Annotated in this window: 21 protein-coding genes and 1 pseudogene; 13 read left to right on the top strand and 9 right to left on the bottom strand. The window is 74.5% G+C overall.

The features are described from left to right. Window positions 1-32: 32 nt before the first annotated feature. The gene (locus ACFVUY_RS26075) at window positions 33-1,556 is read right to left on the bottom strand and encodes a threonine/serine exporter ThrE family protein (protein WP_387692233.1); all 1,524 of its coding nucleotides are present in this window, start codon (window positions 1,554-1,556) and stop codon (window positions 33-35) included. Window positions 1,557-1,841: 285 nt separating this feature from the next. Here ACFVUY_RS26075 and ACFVUY_RS26070 point away from each other — a divergent pair, with 285 nt between their 5' ends. After that, entirely contained in the window at window positions 1,842-2,165 is a 324-nt protein-coding gene (locus ACFVUY_RS26070) for a plasmid stabilization protein (RefSeq protein ID WP_387733729.1), read from the top strand. A gap of 309 nt (window positions 2,166-2,474) precedes the next feature. Here the strand turns inward: ACFVUY_RS26070 and ACFVUY_RS26065 are convergent, their stop codons facing one another. Next, the gene (locus ACFVUY_RS26065) at window positions 2,475-3,137 is read right to left on the bottom strand and encodes a TetR/AcrR family transcriptional regulator (protein ID WP_387733726.1); all 663 of its coding nucleotides are present in this window, start codon (window positions 3,135-3,137) and stop codon (window positions 2,475-2,477) included. A gap of 175 nt (window positions 3,138-3,312) precedes the next feature. Between ACFVUY_RS26065 and ACFVUY_RS26060 the strand changes: the two genes are divergently transcribed. From ACFVUY_RS26060 to ACFVUY_RS26050, 3 genes are all read left to right on the top strand, one after another. Then, window positions 3,313-3,957, top strand: coding sequence for an SRPBCC family protein (locus ACFVUY_RS26060; RefSeq protein ID WP_387733724.1), 645 nt, complete (start codon window positions 3,313-3,315; stop codon window positions 3,955-3,957). A gap of 162 nt (window positions 3,958-4,119) precedes the next feature. Next, a complete protein-coding gene (locus tag ACFVUY_RS26055) occupies window positions 4,120-4,293 on the top strand; it encodes a CsbD family protein (protein ID WP_359903189.1) in 174 nt (57 codons plus the stop codon). A gap of 77 nt (window positions 4,294-4,370) precedes the next feature. Then, window positions 4,371-4,556, top strand: coding sequence for a hypothetical protein (locus tag ACFVUY_RS26050; protein ID WP_387733721.1), 186 nt, complete (start codon window positions 4,371-4,373; stop codon window positions 4,554-4,556). Window positions 4,557-4,601: 45 nt separating this feature from the next. Here the strand turns inward: ACFVUY_RS26050 and ACFVUY_RS26045 are convergent, their stop codons facing one another. Further along, complete coding sequence (locus ACFVUY_RS26045) at window positions 4,602-6,005, bottom strand: FAD-dependent monooxygenase (protein WP_387734024.1); 1,404 nt, start codon at window positions 6,003-6,005, stop codon at window positions 4,602-4,604. 85 nt (window positions 6,006-6,090) lie between these two features. Here ACFVUY_RS26045 and ACFVUY_RS26040 point away from each other — a divergent pair, with 85 nt between their 5' ends. Beyond that, window positions 6,091-6,741 carry a TetR/AcrR family transcriptional regulator C-terminal domain-containing protein gene (locus ACFVUY_RS26040; protein ID WP_387733719.1) on the top strand — a complete coding sequence of 217 codons (651 nt, stop codon included), beginning with the start codon at window positions 6,091-6,093 and terminating at the stop codon, window positions 6,739-6,741. A 155-nt stretch (window positions 6,742-6,896) separates the two neighbouring features. On the opposite strand, the gene ACFVUY_RS26035 is transcribed toward ACFVUY_RS26040, so the two are convergent. Continuing rightward, window positions 6,897-8,897, bottom strand: a complete 2,001-nt coding sequence (locus tag ACFVUY_RS26035; RefSeq protein ID WP_387733716.1) for a LamG-like jellyroll fold domain-containing protein — start codon at window positions 8,895-8,897, stop codon at window positions 6,897-6,899. Between the two features lie 244 nt (window positions 8,898-9,141). Here ACFVUY_RS26035 and ACFVUY_RS26030 point away from each other — a divergent pair, with 244 nt between their 5' ends. The 3 genes from ACFVUY_RS26030 (at window position 9,142) to ACFVUY_RS26020 (ending at window position 10,869) form a co-directional block, all read left to right on the top strand. Continuing rightward, on the top strand, window positions 9,142-9,906 hold the full coding sequence (locus ACFVUY_RS26030) for a GNAT family N-acetyltransferase (protein WP_387692305.1): 765 nt from the start codon (window positions 9,142-9,144) through the stop codon (window positions 9,904-9,906). Window positions 9,907-10,045: 139 nt separating this feature from the next. Then, on the top strand, window positions 10,046-10,492 hold the full coding sequence (locus ACFVUY_RS26025; protein WP_387733714.1) for a DUF6343 family protein: 447 nt from the start codon (window positions 10,046-10,048) through the stop codon (window positions 10,490-10,492). Between the two features lie 152 nt (window positions 10,493-10,644). Further along, complete coding sequence (locus ACFVUY_RS26020; RefSeq protein WP_359903204.1) at window positions 10,645-10,869, top strand: hypothetical protein; 225 nt, start codon at window positions 10,645-10,647, stop codon at window positions 10,867-10,869. 110 nt (window positions 10,870-10,979) lie between these two features. On the opposite strand, the gene ACFVUY_RS26015 is transcribed toward ACFVUY_RS26020, so the two are convergent. Continuing rightward, the gene (locus tag ACFVUY_RS26015; RefSeq protein ID WP_387692248.1) at window positions 10,980-11,216 is read right to left on the bottom strand and encodes a DUF6296 family protein; all 237 of its coding nucleotides are present in this window, start codon (window positions 11,214-11,216) and stop codon (window positions 10,980-10,982) included. A gap of 146 nt (window positions 11,217-11,362) precedes the next feature. On the opposite strand from ACFVUY_RS26015, the gene ACFVUY_RS26010 reads away from it, so the two are divergent. Together ACFVUY_RS26010 and ACFVUY_RS26005 are read left to right on the top strand one after the other, a co-directional pair. Continuing rightward, window positions 11,363-12,622, top strand: a complete 1,260-nt coding sequence (locus ACFVUY_RS26010) for an AI-2E family transporter (protein ID WP_387733712.1) — start codon at window positions 11,363-11,365, stop codon at window positions 12,620-12,622. Between the two features lie 232 nt (window positions 12,623-12,854). Then, complete coding sequence (locus ACFVUY_RS26005; protein ID WP_387733708.1) at window positions 12,855-13,589, top strand: sigma 54 modulation/S30EA ribosomal C-terminal domain-containing protein; 735 nt, start codon at window positions 12,855-12,857, stop codon at window positions 13,587-13,589. A gap of 113 nt (window positions 13,590-13,702) precedes the next feature. Here ACFVUY_RS26005 and lpdA read toward each other — a convergent pair whose 3' ends face one another. Both lpdA and ACFVUY_RS25995 read right to left on the bottom strand, forming a co-directional pair. Continuing rightward, a complete protein-coding gene (gene lpdA, locus ACFVUY_RS26000; RefSeq protein ID WP_387733705.1) occupies window positions 13,703-15,109 on the bottom strand; it encodes a dihydrolipoyl dehydrogenase in 1,407 nt (468 codons plus the stop codon). 280 nt (window positions 15,110-15,389) lie between these two features. Further along, the gene (locus tag ACFVUY_RS25995) at window positions 15,390-17,021 is read right to left on the bottom strand and encodes a M28 family peptidase (protein WP_387733702.1); all 1,632 of its coding nucleotides are present in this window, start codon (window positions 17,019-17,021) and stop codon (window positions 15,390-15,392) included. A 162-nt stretch (window positions 17,022-17,183) separates the two neighbouring features. On the opposite strand from ACFVUY_RS25995, the gene ACFVUY_RS25990 reads away from it, so the two are divergent. Beyond that, the gene (locus ACFVUY_RS25990) at window positions 17,184-17,363 is read left to right on the top strand and encodes an antitoxin (RefSeq protein ID WP_387692258.1); all 180 of its coding nucleotides are present in this window, start codon (window positions 17,184-17,186) and stop codon (window positions 17,361-17,363) included. 52 nt (window positions 17,364-17,415) lie between these two features. Here the strand turns inward: ACFVUY_RS25990 and ACFVUY_RS25985 are convergent, their stop codons facing one another. Next, a complete protein-coding gene (locus ACFVUY_RS25985) occupies window positions 17,416-17,586 on the bottom strand; it encodes a hypothetical protein (RefSeq protein ID WP_387733699.1) in 171 nt (56 codons plus the stop codon). A gap of 76 nt (window positions 17,587-17,662) precedes the next feature. Between ACFVUY_RS25985 and ACFVUY_RS25980 the strand changes: the two genes are divergently transcribed. Then, the gene (locus ACFVUY_RS25980) at window positions 17,663-18,253 is read left to right on the top strand and encodes a TetR/AcrR family transcriptional regulator (protein ID WP_359903224.1); all 591 of its coding nucleotides are present in this window, start codon (window positions 17,663-17,665) and stop codon (window positions 18,251-18,253) included. Beyond that, complete coding sequence (locus tag ACFVUY_RS25975; RefSeq protein ID WP_387733696.1) at window positions 18,250-19,764, top strand: MFS transporter; 1,515 nt, start codon at window positions 18,250-18,252, stop codon at window positions 19,762-19,764. Before ACFVUY_RS25980 ends, ACFVUY_RS25975 begins: the two co-directional genes overlap by 4 nt. Here ACFVUY_RS25975 and ACFVUY_RS25970 read toward each other — a convergent pair. Then, window positions 19,764-19,979: pseudogene (locus ACFVUY_RS25970) on the bottom strand (DUF664 domain-containing protein); the annotation flags it as partial. The gene ACFVUY_RS25975 and the pseudogene ACFVUY_RS25970 overlap by 1 nt on opposite strands. Between the last annotated feature and the right edge of the window lie 3 nt (window positions 19,980-19,982).

The following is a 19,982-nucleotide window of genomic DNA, read 5'->3' as shown; positions in this document are numbered from 1 at the left end:
GCCCGGGCAAACAACCGGCCCGTCATTCCCTCTCAGCGCCGGTGGCGGCCGCGCCGGCGGCGGGGCGGCGCGGCCACCCGGGGCGCGGGCAGGAAGAGCCGGGCGAGCTCGCGGCCCAGGTTGACGCCGATGGCGAGGGCCATCGCCATCGCGCCGGCCCGCCCGATGCCGCTCAGCCCGACCTCGGGCTCGCCCCGCACGAAGGCGAGCATCCCGAAGTACAGCACCGAGCCGGGCAGCAGCGGCCCCAGCGCGGCCGTGATGTGCGGCAGCGCCGAACTGCCCCGGCAGCGCGCCATGAGCTGGCCGGACAGTCCCACCAGCCCCGCCGCCAGGCCGGTGGCCAGGATCGGCTCGCCGCCCGCGTTCACCAGCACCCCGTACGTGGTCCAGCCGGCCGCGCTGTTCAGCAGCACCGCCGGCAGGGTGCCCGGCTCGGTGTTCAGCAGCACCGCGAACGCCAGCGTCAGGAGCACCGCGGCGGCCAGCTGCAGCGGCGGGTTCACCGCCCCGGTCGGGACGTCCTGGGCGGCCAGGTCGGCGCCGTTGTTGACGCCGACGTAGAGCACCGTCATCACCCCGATCACCACCCCGGCCATCAGGTACAGCGCTTCGAGCAACCGGGCGGCGGCGGTGAGGTAGAAGCCCGCCAGGCCGTCCTGGGCCGCCGCCACCATGGGCCACCCCGGCAGCACCGCGTACAGCCCCCCGGTGATCACCACCGATCCACGCAGGTGCAGCCCGTTGAACGACAGCAGGATGCCGATCACGGCGGCGGGCACCGCCGCCACCACGAACTGGTAGAAGGCCGGGAGGTCATGGCGCGCCACCAGCGCCGAGAGCCGCTCGCCCGCCAGCGCGGCGACGACGGCGCTGGCGAACACCAGCCACGCCCGGGCGTCGGCCCGGCCGCCGATCAGCAGGGTGGCGGCCCCGGCCATTCCCCCGCAGCAGAGCACGAACAGCCGGCCCGAGTAGCGGCGGCTGTGCCGGCGGGCCGCCACCAGCCGGCCGTGCGCCTCCCGGACGGCCATCCCGCCCACCGTGATCTCGATGACCAGCCGGAACACGGCCGCCAGCCGCGCGTAGTCGACCGCCGGACGGCGGACCGAGCACTCGGCCGTCAGCGAGGGCTCCGACGGGCCGGGCTGGTACGAGATCGCCACCCGGGTGAAGGTGACCTGCGGGTCGCACGGGTGGAGCCGGTAGGCGTGCGCGACCGCGAGCATGGCCGCCTCGACGTCCTCCGCGGCCTCGCCGCTGGCCAGCAGCAGCTCGCCGACCAGCAGCGCGAGGTCCAGCACCTGCGCCGGTTCGACACCCTCCGGCGGCTCCGCGCCGGCCCCCTCCGGCCCGGGCTGCCGATCGGCCGTCGGGGTGCGCAGCAGCGGCAGCATCATGTCGGGCCAGGGGGCCGCGGTGCCGTCGCCGTCCGGTCCGGACCGGGCGCCCGTCTCGCGCCGTCCGGGCGCGGGGGCCTGCGGCGGCACCCGTTCGGGCCGGGTGGGCCGCCCTTCCGGGCCGGCGGGCGCGCCGAGCTGCTCGTGTTCCGTCATCGCGACTCCCTGACCCCACCCCCTCCGCCAACAACGTGCAGCCGTTCAATTACCCGGAGTGATGCTGCGGCGAACGCGCCACACCCGGCACACCCGTACGGACCGGAGCACGACCCGCCGTACACGCCCCGTCGCCCCGCGCGTGCCGACCTCGGGGGCGGGGCCGACCGGCCGCCGGGCTCCGGGACGGCCCCGCGCACCACCCCCGACCGGCGGATTCGCGGCGGCGCACGCGGGTACACGCCGCGGCACGACGACCCCGAGCAAGGAACGGAGGCTCCGGCCATGCCCCGAGGATCCAGCCCCGAGCGGGAGCGCCAGTACGAGCACATCAAGGACAGCGCGCTCGACCGGGGCGAGAGCGAGAAGCGGGCCGAGGAGATCGCCGCCCGGACGGTGAACAAGGAGCGTGCCAGGCACGGCGAGTCGAGGACCGCCAGCCGGAGTTCGACCCACGACATGTCCTCCGGCCGGCGCGGCGGACAGCGCTCGCACCGGGGCGCCCGGGGCCCGACCTACGACCAGCTGTACAACGAGGCCAGGCAGCGCGGCATCAAGGGCCGCTCCACGATGAACAAGAGCCGGCTGGCGCAGGCGCTCGGCCGCTGAGCGGCGCGCGCCACCCCAGGAGGTGCCCCGATGACCGTCCCGATGCCCCCGGATCCGGACACCCGGCCGACCCCCGGACCCGGCCCCGGGCCCGATCCCGCGCCTCGGCCGGGCGAGCCCGATCCCGCGCCGCCGCCGTTCCCGCCGTTCCCGCCGTTCCCGCCGCCGGAGCCGCTCCCGGACCCCGACCCGCCGCCGCTTCCCCGGCCGAACCCCGGGCAGGGCTGAGGCCGCGGCGCGGTACCGCCGATGCCGGTCGGGGCGGCAGTGCGGGCGGGCGGAACCGCGGGCGGCCAGAATCGCGGGCGGTCAAAAGCGTGGCGCCAGCAGGCCTTCCAGCTCGGCCTCGAAGAGCAGTGCGGGCCGGAAGCCCATGCCGGTGAAGTGCCCGGCGAGCTCCAGTGACAGCACGCCGTGCAGGCGGGTCCAGAAGGCCAGGAAGCGGTGCAGCACCTCGGGCGGGGCCGGCTGATCGCCCGCCCAGCCCCGATGGCCCAGCAGGTGGGTGGCGAACGGCGCCTGCGGGGTCTGCGGCCCCGCCGGGGCGAGCGCCGCGCAGGCGTCGACCAGCGTCCGCATCACCTCGTCGGCGATGGCGGTGGTGTCCTCCGGTGCGCGGTAGCCGGGCACGGGGGTGCCGTAGATCAGGAAGTACCGCTGGGGGTCGGCCAGCGCCCACTCGCGCAGGACGTGGGCGAGCCCGGCCAGGTCGGCGCCCTCGGCGGCGGCCGCGCCGAGGGTGTCGGCCAGGCTGCGGTACGCGTCCCGGACGAGTTCGGTGATCAGCTCGTCGCGGCCGGCGAAGTAGCGGTAGAGCGCCGGGCCGCTCAGGCCCATCCGCTTGGCGATCGCGTTGACGGAGAGCGCCGAGGCGCCGGCCGTGGCGATCTGGTCCCAGGCGTGCGCCTTGATCTCCTCGCGCACCTGGGCCCGGTAGCGCTCGCGCGGGGTGTCCGCGCCCGTCCCGGCCATGCTTCGCCCCGCTCCCCGAGTCGCCCGACTACATGTTCACGCTTCCGTTAGAAGGTATCACGGAACCTGTTGACCCTTCAGGGCTCGGGGAGTTACAACTTCTAACGAAGGCGTGAGCATCTAGCTCGCGGCGATCGTGCCGTTCCCGACGGCCGACCAGTGAATGGGGAGTTCCATGTCCGCCACCCGCAGCACCGGCACCCGCGGCACCGGCATCCGCAGCGCCCTCCTGACCGTCCCGCTCGCCCTCGGCCTGCTCGGCGCCGTCGCCCCGCCGGCCGGGGCCGCCACCGCCCACCGCCCCGACTCCTCGCTCACCTGCCGCGGGGCGGGCGTCGACCCCGACGCCCGGGTCCGCTATCGGACCGGGACCGTGATCCACGCGCCGCTGCGGACCGTCTGGCGGCTCCAGACCGACGTGGAGCGCTGGCCCGACTGGCAGGCCCCGGTGCAGCGCGCCGAGCGCCTCGACGGCGGCCCGCTGCACCCGGGTTCGGTGTTCCACTGGACCACCCCGCTGCCCCCGAACCCCGCCTCGACCGACCCCGTCCTGGAGATCACCTCCACCGTCCGGCAGCTGCGGTCCGGCTCCTGCATCCGCTGGACCGGCCCGGCGGTCGCGACCGGCCTGCGGATCGACGGCGTGCACGTGTGGAACTTCACCGAGGTGCCCGGCGGCGTCCTGGTGCGCACCGAGGAGACCCACACCGGCCCCCAGGTCGACGCCAACGTCCCCGCCGCCACCGACATCCTCCGCCAGGGCCTCGAAGGCTGGCTGCACGACCTGAAGACCGCCGCCGAGGCCGGCTCCGCCCGGTAGCACCGCGGCGCCGGCGATCCGCCGGGCTTCCCCGCGCGGGATCGGGACCCGGAAGACCCCGGCCACGCACGGAAGTCCCCGGGCCGCGCATGGAAGCCCCGGACCGGGGCAGACGCCGCCCGGGGCGGACTTCGCCCCCGTCGACGAGAGGAGGCACCCGCCGTGGGTACCGAGAAGAAGCTGCACAACATGGCGGAGAAGGCGAGCGGCAAGGCCAAGGAAACCGCCGGGCGGGCCACCGGCGACCGCTCGACCGAACTCAAGGGCAAGGCCGAGCAGGTGAAGAGCGACCTGAAACAGGCCGCGGAGAAGGTCAAGGACGCGGGCAGGCATTGACCCGGCACCCGGCGGTCGCCCCGGGCGGCCACCGGGTGTCCGCCCATCCACCGCACCCCGCAGAGGAGTCGGATCCCGTGAACGACCAGCACGAACCCGTCCCCAGGGACTCCCCGGTCCCGGTCGAGACCCCCGAGTCCCGGATGACCGGCGAAAGCGCGCCGCGGTCCGGGCACGAGGAGGAGAAGCGGCCTCGGCGGGGCGCCGAGTCCGAGACCACCGCGCCGGCCCACACCCCGGACCCGTACGAGCCACCGGACTGAGCAATTGCGGTGCGCGGCCCGCACGGTGACCAGCGGTCCGCCCGCTCAGGGGGCGAGCAGCCCCTGCCGGCCCGCGTACTCCCCGAGGCCGTCGGCCGTCGCACCGGCCCAGCCGACGAAGCCGTCGGGCCGGACCAGGAAAACGCCGGTGCCGTACGCCTCGTAGGCCGGGATGCGGACCACCGGGGCGGTGACGGCGGGCAGCGGCGCGTCCGTGCCGACGGTGAGCAGCGTCCAGTGCGGCCCGCGGAAGGCGTCGAACAGCCGGACGTCGCCCCGCCGGCCGTCCGGGGCGCGGTCGCCGGCCCGCAGCGCGTCCGCCGGGAGGTTCCGGCGGGTCTCCACCGAGAGCGTGGACTCCCGGTAGCCGAGGCCGAGTTGCTGGGTCGCCCGACCGCGGCGCTCCTCGCCGCGGTGGACCCGGGTGGACAGCTCCAGCATCGCCGCCGCGTTGCTGCGGCGCTCCTCCTCGTAGCTGTCGAGCAGTTCCTCCCCCGCTCGTCCGGCCAGCACCGCGGCCAGCTTCCAGCCCAGGTTGTAGGCGTCCTGGACGCTGGTGTTCAGGCCCTGCCCGCCGGCCGGCGAGTGGACGTGCCCGGCGTCGCCCGCGAGGAACACCCGGCCCGCGCGGAAGCGGTCCGCGAGTGCGGCGCGCGGGCGGAACTCGGAGATCCAGCGCAGTTCGGTGACCTGCTCGGCGGTCAGGTGGGAGCGGGCCGCGACCACCTCGCGCAGTCCGTCGAGGGTGAGGTCGACGGCCGTGCCCTCCGGGAACTGGGCGACCAGCTGGAAGTCCTCGGTGCCGCCGAGCGGGCAGATCGCCAGCAGTCCCTCGGCGGACCGGAACACGTGCCAGTGCTCGCGGCCCAGGCCGTCGATCCGGACGTCCGCGACCAGCATCCGGTCCGGGTCGACGGTCTCCCCGGTCATCCCGATGCCGAGCAGCCGCCGCACCGTCGAGCGCCCGCCGTCCGCCGCGACGACGTACCGCGCCCGGACCGGGCCGCCGGCGGCGAACTCGGCGGTCACGCCCTCCTCGTCCTGCGTCAGGCCGACCAGCTCCCGGCCGAACGCGACCTCGCCGCCCAGCTCGCGCAGCCGCCCGTACAGCACCTGCTGGGTGCGCCACTGGGGCAGCATCAGCGTCTCGGTGTACGGCTCGCCCTCGGAGGGCTCGGTCGGGTCGTACATCCGGTGCTCGCCCTGGGGTTCGCCGTCCTGCCAGATCAGGTTGGGCGGGTAGTGCCCCGCCACCGCGCGGACCCGGTCGAGCACGCCGAGGTCGTCGAACACCTCCAGGGTGCGCGGCTGGAGACCCTTGCCGCGCGAGCCGGGGAAGAGTTCCGCGCCGCGCTCGACCACCAGCGCGGCGACGCCGTGCCGGGCGAGGTCCAGCGCCAGGGCGAGTCCGGTGGGCCCGGCGCCGACGACCAGGACGTCCGTGTGCATGCCGCGAGAAGTCACGGCAACCTCCTTAACGTTGTTAAGTAGCCGTTGCCGACAGCCTGCACTTAACGGCGTTAAACTGTCAACCGTGACCCCGCAGAGAACCCCCAAGCTCGACCGCGCCCAGGTCGTCGACACCGCGCTGAACCTGCTGAACGAGGCCGGCCTGGACGGCCTGACGCTGCGCGCCATCGCCACCCGGCTCGACGTCAAGGCACCGGCGCTGTACTGGCACTTCAAGGACAAGCAGGCGCTGCTCGACGAGATGGCGACCGAGATGATGCGCCGCATGACCGGCCGGGCGGGGGAAGGCGCGCCTGCGGGCGACTGGCGGGAGACCTACCTGAGGACGATGCGCACCCTGCGCGCCGAACTGCTGCGCTACCGCGACGGCGCGAAGGTCTACAGCGGCGCCCGGTTCACCGACACCAGCTACGCGGCCGGCCTGGACGCCTCGCTGCGCGTGCTGGTCGAGGCCGGCTTCACCCCGACGGCCGCCGCCCGGGCCTGGCAGACCGCCTACAGCTTCACCATCGGCTACGTCATCGAGGAGCAGGCGATGGGCCCCAACCCCTTCGACGGCGAGGAGGGCTACGACGTGGACGCCCGCGCCGAGCGCCTGGCCGCCCACCCCCTGGCCGCCGAGTCGGGCCGGGTGATGTTCCAGGACTTCGACGAGGGTTACGAACAGGGCCTGGCGGCGATCCTCGCCGGGGTCGAGGCCACCCTGCTCCGCTGACGGCCCCGGCCCCGCCGTCGCGCACCGGCGCCCGCCGCGCCGCGCCGTACCGGGAGACGGCACCGCCGGGCCCGTACCAGGGCCCGGCGGTGTCCGTGTTTCGGAGGAGGTTCAACGTGGTGCGGTCGAGCGCGGTCGAGCGCCGTGGAGCGCGGTCAGGCGGTCATGAACTCGCCCACCCGCAGCGCCCGCCGCACGATCCGAACATCCCCGACGTACCCGTGGAAGACCTTGTCCAGCACCCCCGCGTACGCGTACCCGCCCAGCATCCACGGCCGCCCCAGGGTGGTCAGCCCGACCGCGGGCGTCGCCGGATTGCGCGCCACCTCGCAGCCCTCGACGTACATCCGGCTGAGCTTCCCGTCGTTGACCACCGCGACGTGCCACCACCGGTCCAGCGGCAGCTGGTGGCCCCAACAGGTCGACGCCCCGGTCTGGTTGAGCGGGTAGACGCACCACTGGAGGGCCGGCGCCTCGGAGACGCTGAGCGTGGCGACCGGCTCGTCGGCGTCCGTCCCGGGCCCGATCCTGCCCGCCTCGCCGGCCGTCCCCCACCGGCTGAGCAGGGCGGACCAGCGGCTCTGCGCGGAGTCCCAGTCGGCGGGCAGCTTGAAGAAGGCCTCGACGGTGAACCCGCGCTCGAAGGCCTCCCGGTTCAGCGGCGCGGTGGGCACGGTCTGCAGGTAGCCGCCGCGCACCGGCGAGCGGGTGCCCTTGAACAGCAGACTGCCGTGGCCGGGCTGGTCCGGGTGGTGCTCGGCGGACCAGCTGAGCGCGCCCTCGGGCGTGCCGGGGGCGCCCTGCCAGAGCAGGTCGTTGCCCTGCCCGCTCAGGTCCTTGACGACCTGCTGCGGGGAGACGGCCGTGCCGTCCCCGCCACCGCCGTCGAACCGCCAGTAGGCCGCCGTGTCGCGCACCAGCAGCTCACCCGCCCGGCGCGCCGGGCGCTGCGGGACGGGCGCGAAGCCGGCGAACCGGCGGTCGAAGTCGATCGCGAGCGAGAAGCGGTCCACGTCCGAGGTCAGCTCGACGTGCTGGGCCGCCAGCGCGTTGCGCTCCTCGGCCGCGATCTGCTGGATCCACGGCGAGAAGGTCGACACGTCGACGGTGTTGCGGTCGAGATCGAAGCGGTACGCCCGGATCATCGCCGCACCGCCGTAGTAGCGGTCCTGGTAGTTGGTGATGTGGACGTGCACGTCGTGGCCGGCCCGGTTCTTCAGCACCGTGCGGCCGGGCGGCCAGTAGTGCCCGTTGACGGTCAGGAAGATCTGGTCGTTGCCGTCGACCAGCCGCTCCCAGAGCCGCTTCCCGTTGTCGGACAGCTCGGCGCGGCCGCTGTCGTCGGCGTACGCCAGGTCGTGGGTGGTCAGGATCACCGGGACCTTCGGGTTGGCCGCGATCACCCCGTTCGCCCAGGCGAAGCCCGCGTCGGAGAGCCGCCAGTCCAGCGAGAGCACCATCCAGTCGCGGCCGGCCGCCCGGAACACGTGGCAGGTGTTGTAGCCGTCCGGGCTGGAGCCGCGGTACCCGGCGGTGCGGGCGGCCCTGGCCTTGCCGAAGGTCTCCAGGTACGGGGTGCTGCCTCGCTGGTCGTCGGTCGAGGAACGGACGTCGTGGTTGCCGGCGAGCACTCCGTAGGCCGCGCCCGCTTCGTCCAGCAGGCCGAACACCTTGGTGACGGCGGCGAACTCGACGGCCAGGCCGTTCTCGGTGACGTCCCCGAGATGGGACAGGAAGACGATGTTGTCGTCCGTCCCGTCCTCCCGGTTGACCCCGCCGTCCAGCACGTAGCGGACCGAGGCCTCCAGCGGCGCCGGATGGATCCGGTCCTGGTCGAACAGGTACTGGGTGTCCGGCATGACCACGACGGTGAACTGCCGGGCGTCCGGGTCCGGCTGCCAACGCCCCTTCCCCCCGGCCTTCTTCGGCTTCTTCCCGGCGCCGCCGGCCTGCTCGGCCCCACCGCCCTGCTCGGGCCCGGCCGCCTGCGCGGGTACCGCACCGAGCAGGCCGAGACCGGCGGTACCGACCCCGGCGCCCACCAGACCGGCCCCGCGCAGGAATCGGCGCCGACTGGCCGCGGCCGTCCCCTCCCCGTCGAGGTCGGCGGTCCGCGGGCAGCCGCACTCGTGCTCGGTCGCCTGGATGTCGTGCATGTTCGCTCCCGGAAGTGGTGTGGGCCCCGACGGTAGGCACCGGGAGCAGTCGTGGATCATCGGCCGGGCCACGCCCCGTTGAACAGCGGCCGAATCCACCGGGAGCGGGTGTCGCCGGAGGGCCGGGAACGACAACCTTTACCGCGCCCTTATTCACTCGGCGGTCCCTTGCACGGGTGAGATCGTGTCGGACGTGAATGAGACAGGACATACCGCGTCCGACGATTCCGACCTGTTGGCCAGGATGGAGCAGAACCTGGCCGAACACGCCTGCCACCTGCACCGCCGCACGAAGCACTCGACCGTCACCGAGACGGCCGATCTCGTGATCGCCGACAGCGGGCTCGACGACGACACCTTCAACATCGTGGCGGCCGCGCGTTTCACCGACGGCACCGCTCGCGACCGGGTGACGGAGACGGTCCGCACGCTGACCGCGACCGGCCGGCCCTTCTCCTGGTGGGTCGGCCCCGCCACCGCACCCCCGGACATCGCCGTGCTGCTGACCGACGTCGGCCTCAAGGCCTCCGAGACCGAGACCGGCATGTGGACGGATCTGCGCACCGCCCCACCGGAGCCCCACGTCGACGGCCTGGAGATCCGTCCCGTGACGACTCCCGAACAACTCGCCGACTACGCGATGGTCCTGGCCGCGAACTGGGACCCGCCGGCCGCCACCGTCCGCCGCTTCTACGCCGATGCGACCGAGCGGGCCCTGGCCCCCGACTGCCCGGCGCGCTACCTCATCGGCTACGCGGACGGACGACCGGTCTGCTCGGCCGAGGTCTTTCTCTTCGCGGGTGTCGCCGGGATCTACAACATCGCGACCCTCGCCTCCGACCGCCGCCGCGGGTACGGCGGAGCCATCACGCTCGCCACGCTGCGCACGGCCCACGAGGCGGGGTACCGCACCGCGGTCCTGCAGGCGTCCTCGGACGGGGAGCCCGTCTACCGCCGTCTCGGATTCCAGGCCTGCGGCCGGTTCACCGAGTACGCAGTCACCCCCTGAGCCCTCCGGCCGGGCCGACGGCCGGCGGTCCGACTGCGGCTCGACCGGCGCCTGCCCGCACCCGCCGACGTGTACCGGCGCCGGGCGCGGGTAGGCGCGTCGACGGAACACCACCGATCGACTCCGTTCGGGGGTCGTCATGTCCGTACAACGCAGACCGAGCGTGCAGCACGGCGGCGGGGCCCGTCGCCGGAGCGGCGAGCGCCACGACTTCCCGCACACCTCGCAGGGCCCCGGCCGGACGACGCCGCAGCTGCGGCCCGAGGAATCGGTGCGCCGGGGCACCGAGCCGGTGACCGCCCGTTCGGACCTGGAGCTGCGGCGGCTGCTGTCCCGGGTCTTCCTGGTCCTGTTCGTCGGCGGGACGGCGGCCTTCGCCGTGCTGGCCGCGCTGGCCGGCCCGGGCCCCGCGCCCAACCGGGGGACCTACGCCTTCTTCGCCGCCCTGTGCGCCGGGTTCGCCGCCCTCGCCGGACTCGACCTGCTGGTGATCCGGCGCCGGCTGGCCGCCGGCCAGGGCCGCGACCGGACCGGTGCCCCGGGGCGCCCGGGCGCCGACCGCCGGGGCTCCGACCCCCGGGAGTGAGGGGCTCCGACCGCCGGGAGTGAGCCGGTGCCCGCGCCGGGCCTGACCACCACCGGCCCACAACCATCCCACCGGGTCTGGCCCGGTGGCCGTTCGGCAGAGCCCGGGTTTGCATGGATTCACCGAGCCCCCAGCGATCCGGAGGTAGCGCCGTGTACGAGATGTGGGCCGAGCACGACCCGGCGGTCTCCCCGCCCGCCGTGGTGTGGCACGTGGTGGCGAAGGACGACGCGTCGTCCTCACTCTGCGGGCGTTTCCTGGAGCCCTCCCAGCGCGTCGTCCCGGCAGCGGACGGTGCCGGTGCGGCCGGGCCGGACCGGTACTGCGACCCCTGCCTGGTCACCGTGCGCGAGGCCTTGGCCGCCACCACGCGGTGACCGTCCGTCGCGACGTCCGCCCGCGTCGCCTCCGCTCCTCCATCCCCTTCGTTGCGGCTCGCGTCCTCGTTGCGGCACACGTCGTTGCGGCACGCGTCCCGGCCGCGTGCTCAGGGCAGCGGCACCGCCATCAGACACGGGTGCCGACTGCCGGTTCCGGGAGACTCCAGGACGGTGGCCACCCCGCTGGCGATCTCCACCCGCAGGTCGCCGTCCGCGCTCTCCCAGACCAGGCCCCCGTCGGGGCCCACGATCTGCGTCTCGTGCACGATGACCGAGCAGAGCGGGGCGTGCCCGCCGATCGGGCCGGGGAGCGTCACCGCGCAACGGCGCGTGAGGCTTCTCATGTCTGCCTCCTTCTCCCCCCACCCTGCGTCATCGATTCTCCCCACATCCAACCGCTTGTACACGGAGGACCACTGTCCTCCCGAGGGAGACCGGTGCCGCTTCGCGCCTGCCCCGGCCCCGCGCGTTTACACCCGGCAGACCGCCCGTGGGAGTGAACGGCGCCGAACCGGACCGGCGGCCCGGGCCGCTGGGCAGCCGCCGTCCCCGGGTGCCGGCCCGCCGGACCCGCGCGGGGGCGCCGGCCCGGGGCCCGTCCCCGTCCGGGGAGCACGTCCCCTCCGGCCTGCGGACGGCGGCCGGGTACACCTGGCGGCTGGCGCTGCTCGGACTCTTCGCCTACCTGGTCGTCGACGTCCTCGCCCGGCTCCAGCTGGTGGTCGTCGCACTGTTCGTGGCCCTGGTCATCACCTCCGTGCTGCGCCCGTTGGTCGACCTGCTGGCCCGGGGCACACCGCGCCCGCTCGCCGTCGTGATCGCCTTCCTCTGCACCCTCGTGCTCGTCAGCGGGGTGCTGGCGCTGGTCGGCACGACCGTCGCCGAAGAGTGGACCCGGCTGGGGAACGAGCTGCGCGGCGGGCTCTCCCGGATCGACCGCTGGCTCACCGGCGCCCCCTTCCACCTGCGCCCCGGCACCGTCACCGACCTGCGGGCCAAGATCGGCGCGTTCGTCTCGGCCCACCGCTCCGCCCTGGTCAGCACCGCGCTCAGCGGCGCCGGCCGGATCGTCGAGCTGGTCACGGGGCTGGCGCTCGCGGTCTTCTGCTCGGTGTTCTTCCTGCACTCCGGCGACCGGATGTGGTCCTGGGCGCAGCGGCAGCTGCCGGCCCGGAGCCGGTCGGCCTGGGACCGTGCCGGTCGTACCGCCTGGCGCACCTTCGCGGGCTACACCCGGGGCGTGCTGATCGTGGCGGCCTCCAACGCCGTGCTGGTGGGCATCGCGCTGGCGATCCTGCGGGTGCCGCTGGTCATGCCGCTGATGCTGCTGGAGTTCGTGGCGACGCTCGTCCCGCTGATCGGCTCCCCGATCGCCCTGGCGATCGCCTCCGTGGTCGCGCTCGCCGCCCGCGGGCCGGTGATCGCCCTGCTGGTGCTCGCCCTGATCGTGGTCATCGGCCAGATCGAGGGCCACCTGCTGCATCCGCTGGTGCTCGGCTGGTCCGTCCGCATCCACCCGGTGGCCATCGCCGTGTCGGTGGCCGGCGGCACCGTGCTGGCGGGAATCCTGGGCGCGGTGGTGGCCGTGCCGGTGGTGTCGGTCGCCTGGGCGGTGCTCGGCGAGCTGCGCTCCCGTGGCGCATCCGGCGGCTCGGGGACGCGGCCCCTCGCGGCGGGCGACCGGTCCGGTCGCCGACCGGACCAGGGCCGGCGCCAGGACCGGGGCGAGGGCGGGCGGCACGGCGGGTGAGCGCCCGATGCTCCGCGACGGGGCCGCCCCCACTCCCCTCCTGGCCCCACCGCCCCCCTCCGAGCCCCGCCACTCCCCTTCTGGCCCCACCGGCCCCTCCGAGCGGCCCGTCCCCGGACCGCGGCTGGTCCGCCCGGCCCTCCCGGTGGGGCCGTTGGGCCCTGGCCGCGCGGAGCGGGGGCGGGAATCCTGGTCGCCGGTATTGCGCCGGCTGGGAGTGGAAGGGCCTGGGATGGGCGAGTTGGTCACGGTGAGGGCGTTCGAGGGGCTGACCTGCGAGGTCCTGGCCGAGGCGCGGGCCCGGGTGGGCGCCGCGGCGGCGGCTCCGGGCGTGGGGACGCTGGTGGAGGCCCTGCGGGTACGGCTCGCGGCCGTGGCCGGGGGCGTGCTGGCGCAGGTGAACGCCGAGGTGGACGGCCGGCGGATCCGCGTCCAGGAGGCCGCGGCCGGGCTCGGAGACTCGCTCGATCGGGTGAGCGACGCGCTGCGCGGCAGGATCAGGGCCGTCACCGGGGCCTGGGCGCCGCGCCCGTGGCCGGGCCCCCGCGCCGCGGCCCCCACCGGGCCGGACGGCGGCGAGCTGCGCGAGCTCCGGGTGGTCCGGCACAAGGAGCCCTCGCTGGTCTGGTGCTCGCCGGAGGCCGCTGCCCGGACCATGGACGCGATGGACTACGACATCCACCTGTTCACCGATCCGGCGACCGAGACCGACGCCGTGGTCTACCGGGTCGGGCCGACCGGCTACCGCCTCGCCCGTACCGTCCCGGCCGGACCGGCGGGCCGCCGGACCTCGCCGATCACCCTCAGCCCGTACGGCGCGCCCCGGCTGACGCAGGCGCAGGCCGTCGACCGGCTGGCGGGCGCGGAGCTGCCGTTCCTGTTCTTCGCGCACCCGGTCACCGGCCGGGGCCGGGTGCTCTACCGCCGCTTCGACGGTCGGCTCGGCCTGATCGCCGGGCACGTCTGACGGGCGCCCTGACCGGGGCCCGGGCGCCGCTCCCGCCGATCGGCCCGGAACCGCGCCGCGCCCCCGCCGGGCAGTCGCCCGACGGGGGCGCGGCGCGTGCCGAGGGCCGGTCGTCACATGTTGATCATGTGGCCGGCCAGGCCGTGGATGGCCTCCTTGACGGCCTCGCCCAGGGTCGGGTGGGCGTGCACGTTGCGGGCGACCTCGTGGACGGTCAGGTCCCACTGCTGGGCCAGCGTCAGCTCCGGCAGCAGCTCGGTGACCTCGGGGCCGATCAGGTGGGCACCGAGCAGCTCGCCGTGCGTGTTGTCGCTGATGACCTTGACGAAGCCGATCGGGTGGCCGAGGCCGTGCGCCTTGCCGTTGGCGGTGAACGGGAACTTGGCGACCTTGACGTCGTGGCCCAGCTCGCGTGCCTGGGCCTCGGTGTACCCGAAGGAGGCGATCTGCGGCTGGCAGTAGGTGGCGCGCGGGATCATGACGAAGTCGACCTCCATGGTCTCCGCCCCGCCGATGGTCTCGGCGGCGATCACGGCCATCGTCTCGGCGGCGTGTGCGAGCATCAGCTTGGCGGTCACGTCGCCGATCGCGAAGATGTGCTCGACGCTGGTGCGGCCGCGGCCGTCCACCGCGATGGCATTGCGGTCGGTGAGCTTGACCCCGGTGTTCTCCAGGCCGTAGCCGTTGACCCGCGGCGCGAAGCCGATCGCCTGGAGCACCTTGTCGGCCTCCAGCACCTGCTGCTGCCCGTCCTTGGTGACGGTGACCCGGACCTTGGCGTTCGGGTCGCTGTCGTCGATCGACTCGACCCGGGTGGAGGTCAGCACCTCGATGCCCAGCTTGCGGTACTGCTTGGCGAGTTCGGTGGAGACCTCGACGTCCTCCAGCGGCACCACGCGGTCCAGGAACTCGACGATGGTGACCTTCACGCCGTAGTTGTGGAGCACGTAGGCGAACTCGACGCCGATCGCGCCGGCGCCCGCGATGATGATGCTCTCCGGCAACTGCTCGGTGAGGATCTGCTCCTCGTAGGTGACCACGCGGTCGCTCAGGCTGGTGCCGGGCAGCAGGCGGGTGGTGGCACCGGCGGCGATGACGCAGTGGTCGAAGGTGACGACCTCGAAGCCGCCGCCGCTCAGCGCGACCTGGAGGGTGTGCTCGTCGACGAAGGTGCCCCAGCCGTCGTACTCGGTGATGCCGTTCTTCTTCATCAGGTAGTGGACGCCCTTGACCCGGCCGTCGGCCACCGAGCGGCTGCGCCGGAAGGCCTCGCCGAAGTCGAAGGTCACCTGGCCCTCGACCTTGATGCCGAAGGTCTTGGCCTCCTTGGTGAAGATGTGGGCGAGCTCGGCGTTGCGCAGCAGGGCCTTGGAGGGGATGCAGCCGACGTTGAGGCAGACGCCGCCCCAGTACTTGGCCTCGATGACCGCGACCTTCAGGCCCAGCTGGGCCGAGCGGACGGCGGCGGTGTAGCCGCCGGGGCCCGCGCCGAGGACGACGACGTCGTAGTGCGTGCTCATGTTGCTGACTCCTCCGAGGATGTCACCGTGTCGTGATCTCGGTCCCATGGTGTCAGGACCGGACCCGGCGCACCCACCGGGTCTCGGCGGATGCGCTCCGCGCGGCACCGTACCGGTCCGCGACCGGATTGTCAGTGTCCTGCGCTACGGTGACCGCACCCACGGCCACCAGGGGCGATGGGGCGGGGAGGTCCCGGATGGGGCAGTCCCGGACGGAGCGGTCGGGTACGGCGGTCGGGTGGGCCCGTCGGCCGGTAGCGGCGGCGGGCCCACCCGGGCGTCAGGCCGCCACCCCGCCGGAGTGGGTGTCGCTCGTGCCGCTGATACCGGTCGCCGCGGCGCCGGGCACCGCCTTGGCGGCCGGGCGCTGGGCCGGGACGGGCCGGTGGAGCGAGGAGAGGTCCCAGGCGTAGGTGCCGACGGCGTTCGCGATCACGTCGATGTTGACGTCGAAGACGCCCATGTCGATGTTGCCCAGGTTGTCGCAGGCCTTGTGGTAGCACCCGTCGTACGCGGCGCCGGCGGTGCCGCCGTAACGGGCCGCCTGCTCCGGTGACTTGACCTTCTCGGCGCCGGTGTCGGTGCCGCCGGCCGGGATGCCCGCGTCGATGAACGGACCGTAGTCGGAGCGGCCGTCGAAGAGGGTCGGGTCGTGCGGCAGGCCCCGGCCGTCCAGGTAGCCGTTGATGTCCCGTTCCAGCTGCGCCGAGCCCTCGGGGCCCGCGTCGCCGCCGGCGCTGCCCGAGCCGTTGTAGACGAACTGCGCGTAGTTGGGGGACGCGATCATGTCGAAGTTGAGGTAGAGGCCGATCTTCTTCTTCTCCGCGTCGGAGAGGGAGTTCACGTACGCCTCGGCGCCCTTGAGGCCGAACTCCTCGGCCGACCACCAGGCGAACCTGACCTTGTTCTTCACCGGGTGGACGCTGAGGTTCTTCGCGACCTCCAGGACGCCGGCCGTGCCGGAGCCGTTGTCGTTGATGCCCGGCCCCTCGGGGACGGAGTCGAGGTGCGCGCCGACCATCACGGTGTGGTCCGGGTCGCCGCCGCGGGTCTCGGCGATGACGTTCCAGGTCTTGCGCTGCTCCATGAAGGTCCGGATGTCCAGGGTCACCCGGACGGGCCCGGCGGCGGCCTGGGCGGCCAGGGCCTGGCCCGCGGCCTGGGTGATCCCGCCGGTCGGGATCCGCCCCGCCGTCGGCTCGCTGAGCGTCCCGTTCAGGGTGCCCTCGGTGTTGTTGTAGATGATCGCCCCGGTCGCGCCGACGGCGGCCGCGGCGGCCTGCTTCTCGGCGAAGGAGCATCCGCCGCGCCGGATCAGGGCGATCTTGCCGGTGAAGGCGCCCGACGGGTAGTCGGCGGGCGTGCAGCCGGTGGTGGCGCCGACCGGGGCGACCGCCAGGTCCGCGGTCAGGCCTGCCTCCGGGCCGCCCACCGAGTACGTCATGGCGATCACCGGCACCGATTCGGCCTTCGGGGAGACCACGTCGAGGCGCTCGGAGCGGGCCTCGAAGAAGGTGTAGACGAACTCCTGCTTGGACACCTTGAGCCCGGCCCGGCGCGCCTGCTCGTAGACGTACTGCGCGGACTGGTCGTGCCCCTTCGAACCGGCCACCCGGGTACCGCCGTTGCGGTCCGCGATCAACTGGAGCGCGGCCAGCGTGGCCCGCGCGTCCCGGGCGCTGCTCGCCTCGACCAGCCGGGAGGCCAGCTTGGCGCCCTTGCGCGCCGGGTCCGGGTCGGCCGAGGCACTGCCGGCGCCGGCCAGCAGCAGCGGGGCGACCAGCGCGGCGACGGTCAGGGCGGCGCCCGCGCCACGCCGGGTGACGGCGGTTCGCGGGCGCCCTGTGGAGGTGGCGGGGTCCTCCGGGACGGAGCGGTCGAGCGGGAAGGTGGGGCGACGGGTGCGCAGCATCAAGGGAGCTCCATCCGACGGGCCGTGAAGGTCATGAGGGTCATGATTTGACATGACCGGAATCCCGTTGCCAAGCCTTTACGCAGACCTTGCGAGATGCGGGTCGTGGCGCGCGCGGTGATATTGGAGGGGTGGGGGCGTCTCATCCAGGAGTGTGACCAGATGTCCATGATGGATAAGCTCAAGAACCTGCTGAAGGGCCACGAGGAGCAGGCCGACAAGGCCGTCGACAAGGCGGGCGACACCGTCGACCAGCGCACCCAGGGCAAGTACAGCGGTCAGGTGGACGACGCCCAGGAGCAGCTCAAGAACCAGTTCCGCGACCAGCCGCCGCAGCAGTAGCGGCTCCCGCCTCCCGCGGGCCGTCCGACCCGGGGCCCATACGGCGCCCGGGTCAGGCCTTCGGGGGCTCCGCCGCGTCCGGCGGGCCGCCTCCGCGCTCGCCGTCGGCTTCACCGTCGGCGCCGCAGTTCTCGCAGGATCCCGGTCCGGGCCGCTCGCGCAGCCGTCCGCACTCCGGGCACACCAGCTCCAGCCAGCAGGCCGGCTCGCCGCCTTCGTCCATGGGGTCGATTCTGCCCGGGGCGCTCCCGCGAACGCGAGTAGACACTGTCTACGACCACCTGGTAGACAGTGTCTTCATGACCGAACAGGAACAGGACCTACGGGCCCGACTGGTGGCCGCCGGCGTCGAGTTGGTGGCCGAGGGCGGCGTCCAGGCGCTCGGCCTGCGCGAGATCGCCCGCCGCGCCGGGGTCTCGCACGGCGCGCCCCGCCGCTACTTCCCCACCCACCGCGAGCTGCTCGCCGCCATCGCCCAGCAGGGCTTCGGCAGGCTCACCGACACCCTCGCGGGAGCCGACGCCCTCACCGCCACCACCGGCGCCGACGCCCGCACCCGCCTCGACGCGCTCGCCCGCGCCTACCTCGGCTTCGCGGCCGCCAACCCCGGCATGTTCGAGCTGATGTTCCGTCACGACCTGCTGGAGGGCAGCGGCGCCGAACTGCGCCGCACCACCCTGCCGCTCTTCCTGACCTTCGTCGGCCTGGTCTCCGAGGTGCACCCGCGGTCCGACGATCCGGCCGCCGCCACCGCCGCCCTCTGGTCCAACCTGCACGGCCTCGCCCAGCTGCGCACCTGGGGCAGCCTGCGGCTCATCACCGGCGACGATTCCATCGAGCCGCTGCTGCGCGCGACGCTGGACGCCCACCTCGGCCCGGCCGCGCGGTGAACCCGCGGCACCGCCGGGGGCTCGTCCTGGCCGCGAGCATCACCGGCGCCGTCCTGGTCGCCGTCGACGGCACCGCGCTGACCGTCGCCCGGCCGGCCCTCCAGCACGACCTGCACGCCTCCGTCGCCGCCGTCCAGTGGGCCGGCACCGGCTACCTGGTCACCGTCGCCGCCCTGCTGGTCTTCGCCGGCCGCCTCGGCGACCGGTACGGGCACCGGCGGGTCTTCGCGCTCGGCGTGACCGGCTTCGCCGCCGCCTCGCTCGGGATCGCCGTGGCGCCCGGCATCGGCTGGGTCGTCGCCCTGCGCGTCCTGCAGGGCGCGGCCGGCGCGCTGCTGCAACCGGCCACCCTGGGCATGCTCCGGACCGCCTGGCCCGCCGACCGCCTGGCCGGTCCGATCGCCATCCGCACCGCCGCCATCGGGCTCGCGGCGGCGGCGGGGCCGCTGGTCGGCGGGGCGCTGACCGCGCACCTCGGCTGGCGGTCGGTCTTCCTGCTGGGCCTGCTGCCCGCCGCGGCCGCCCTCCTGGCGGCGCTCGCGGTGCCGGCCCGGGCCGGATCGCCCGACACCCGATCCCCGGCCGCCGGACGCGGCAGCGGGCTCGACGGCCGGCACGGCAGCGGGCACGGCAGCGGGCTCGACCTGCCCGGCGCGGCCCTGCTCGCACTCGCGCTGGCCTTCCTGGTGGAGAGCCTGGTGACGCTGCCGGACACCGGCCGGCCGGCCGTCCCACTGCTCTGCCTCGCCGCGGCCGGAGCCCTCGCCCTCCTCCTGGTCCGGCACGAACGCCGGACCGCCGATCCCCTGCTGCCGCCCGCGCTGTTCCGCTCCACGGCCGTCGCGCCGCCGCTCGTCGTCCTGCTCGCCGCCTCCGCCGCCCTCCAGGGCGCACTCTTCCGGGCCGCCTACTACCTCCAGGACGTGCTCGGGCTCGACCCCCTGCAGAGCGCCCTGCGAGCGGTGCCGCTCGCGGTGGCGATGATCCTCGCGGCGCCCGGTTCCGCCCGGCTGGCGAAGCGTCACGGCGAACGGGCGGTGGTGCTGCCGGGGATGGCACTGATCACCGCGGGGGCACTGCTCACCGCGGGGCTCGGCACCGGTTCCGGGACGCTCGCGATCGGCGGCTGCTTCGCACTGCTCGGCACCGGCTTCGGTGCGGTGATGGCCACCGCCACCACGATGGTGGTCCGGGGTGCGTCCGCCGCCCGGGCCGGGGTCGCGGGCGGCCTGCAGCAGACCGTCCTGAACATCGGCCCGGCCCTGGGCATCGCCCTGGCCACCACCGCCGCCGGCCGCACGGACCCCGGCGCGGCGCTCGCGCCGTCCGCGCTGACCATGGCGGCGGTGGCCGGCGCGGGAACACTGCTCGCCGCGCGGCTGCCCGGACGGGCGGCTGGACCGACGGCCGGTGGGGCCGCCGATCGGGCCGCCGATCCGGCGTCGGGCGCGCGGCCGGAGCTCCAGTCCACCAGCGCCTCGGCCATCCCGCGCACCGGGTCCGGACCATAGCCGTCGGCGTTGTCCGCGCCGTACACCGGCGGGACGTCCTGCCCGGCGAACACCCGCTGGTACCAGTTGCGTTCGACCTCGGCGACATGCTGAACCAGCCCCAGCAGGGTCATCGTGGACGGCGGGACGGACGCCAGCCGCGCCTGCCGGTCGTCGAGCCCGTCGACCTTGCGGGCGAGCGTGGCCCGCTGGAAGTCCAACCAGCTCTCCGGCATGGC

This window comes from Kitasatospora sp. NPDC058063 (genome assembly GCF_042885395.1).
GTDB lineage: Bacteria > Actinomycetota > Actinomycetes > Streptomycetales > Streptomycetaceae > Kitasatospora > Kitasatospora lactacystinica.
Note: the sequence above shows the minus strand (reverse complement) of the source record. Positions and strands in the feature narration are given on the sequence as shown.

Excerpts from the sequence above, each read along its gene's own strand:
- ACFVUY_RS25990 (WP_387692258.1), top strand. The coding sequence starts at position 17,184 with ATGTCCATGATGGATAAGCTCAAGAACCTGCTGAAGGGCCACGAGGAG.
- ACFVUY_RS26075 (WP_387692233.1), bottom strand. The coding sequence starts at position 1,556 with ATGACGGAACACGAGCAGCTCGGCGCGCCCGCCGGCCCGGAAGGGCGG.
- ACFVUY_RS26035 (WP_387733716.1), bottom strand. The coding sequence starts at position 8,897 with ATGCACGACATCCAGGCGACCGAGCACGAGTGCGGCTGCCCGCGGACC.
- ACFVUY_RS26015 (WP_387692248.1), bottom strand. The coding sequence starts at position 11,216 with ATGAGAAGCCTCACGCGCCGTTGCGCGGTGACGCTCCCCGGCCCGATC.
- ACFVUY_RS26005 (WP_387733708.1), top strand. The coding sequence starts at position 12,855 with ATGGGCGAGTTGGTCACGGTGAGGGCGTTCGAGGGGCTGACCTGCGAG.
- ACFVUY_RS26065 (WP_387733726.1), bottom strand. The coding sequence starts at position 3,137 with ATGGCCGGGACGGGCGCGGACACCCCGCGCGAGCGCTACCGGGCCCAG.
- ACFVUY_RS26070 (WP_387733729.1), top strand. The coding sequence starts at position 1,842 with ATGCCCCGAGGATCCAGCCCCGAGCGGGAGCGCCAGTACGAGCACATC.
- ACFVUY_RS26045 (WP_387734024.1), bottom strand. The coding sequence starts at position 6,005 with ATGCACACGGACGTCCTGGTCGTCGGCGCCGGGCCCACCGGACTCGCC.
- ACFVUY_RS25985 (WP_387733699.1), bottom strand. The coding sequence starts at position 17,586 with ATGGACGAAGGCGGCGAGCCGGCCTGCTGGCTGGAGCTGGTGTGCCCG.
- ACFVUY_RS26060 (WP_387733724.1), top strand. The coding sequence starts at position 3,313 with ATGTCCGCCACCCGCAGCACCGGCACCCGCGGCACCGGCATCCGCAGC.
- ACFVUY_RS26030 (WP_387692305.1), top strand. The coding sequence starts at position 9,142 with ATGGAGCAGAACCTGGCCGAACACGCCTGCCACCTGCACCGCCGCACG.
- ACFVUY_RS26025 (WP_387733714.1), top strand. The coding sequence starts at position 10,046 with ATGTCCGTACAACGCAGACCGAGCGTGCAGCACGGCGGCGGGGCCCGT.
- lpdA (WP_387733705.1), bottom strand. The coding sequence starts at position 15,109 with ATGAGCACGCACTACGACGTCGTCGTCCTCGGCGCGGGCCCCGGCGGC.
- ACFVUY_RS25995 (WP_387733702.1), bottom strand. The coding sequence starts at position 17,021 with ATGCTGCGCACCCGTCGCCCCACCTTCCCGCTCGACCGCTCCGTCCCG.
- ACFVUY_RS25980 (WP_359903224.1), top strand. The coding sequence starts at position 17,663 with ATGACCGAACAGGAACAGGACCTACGGGCCCGACTGGTGGCCGCCGGC.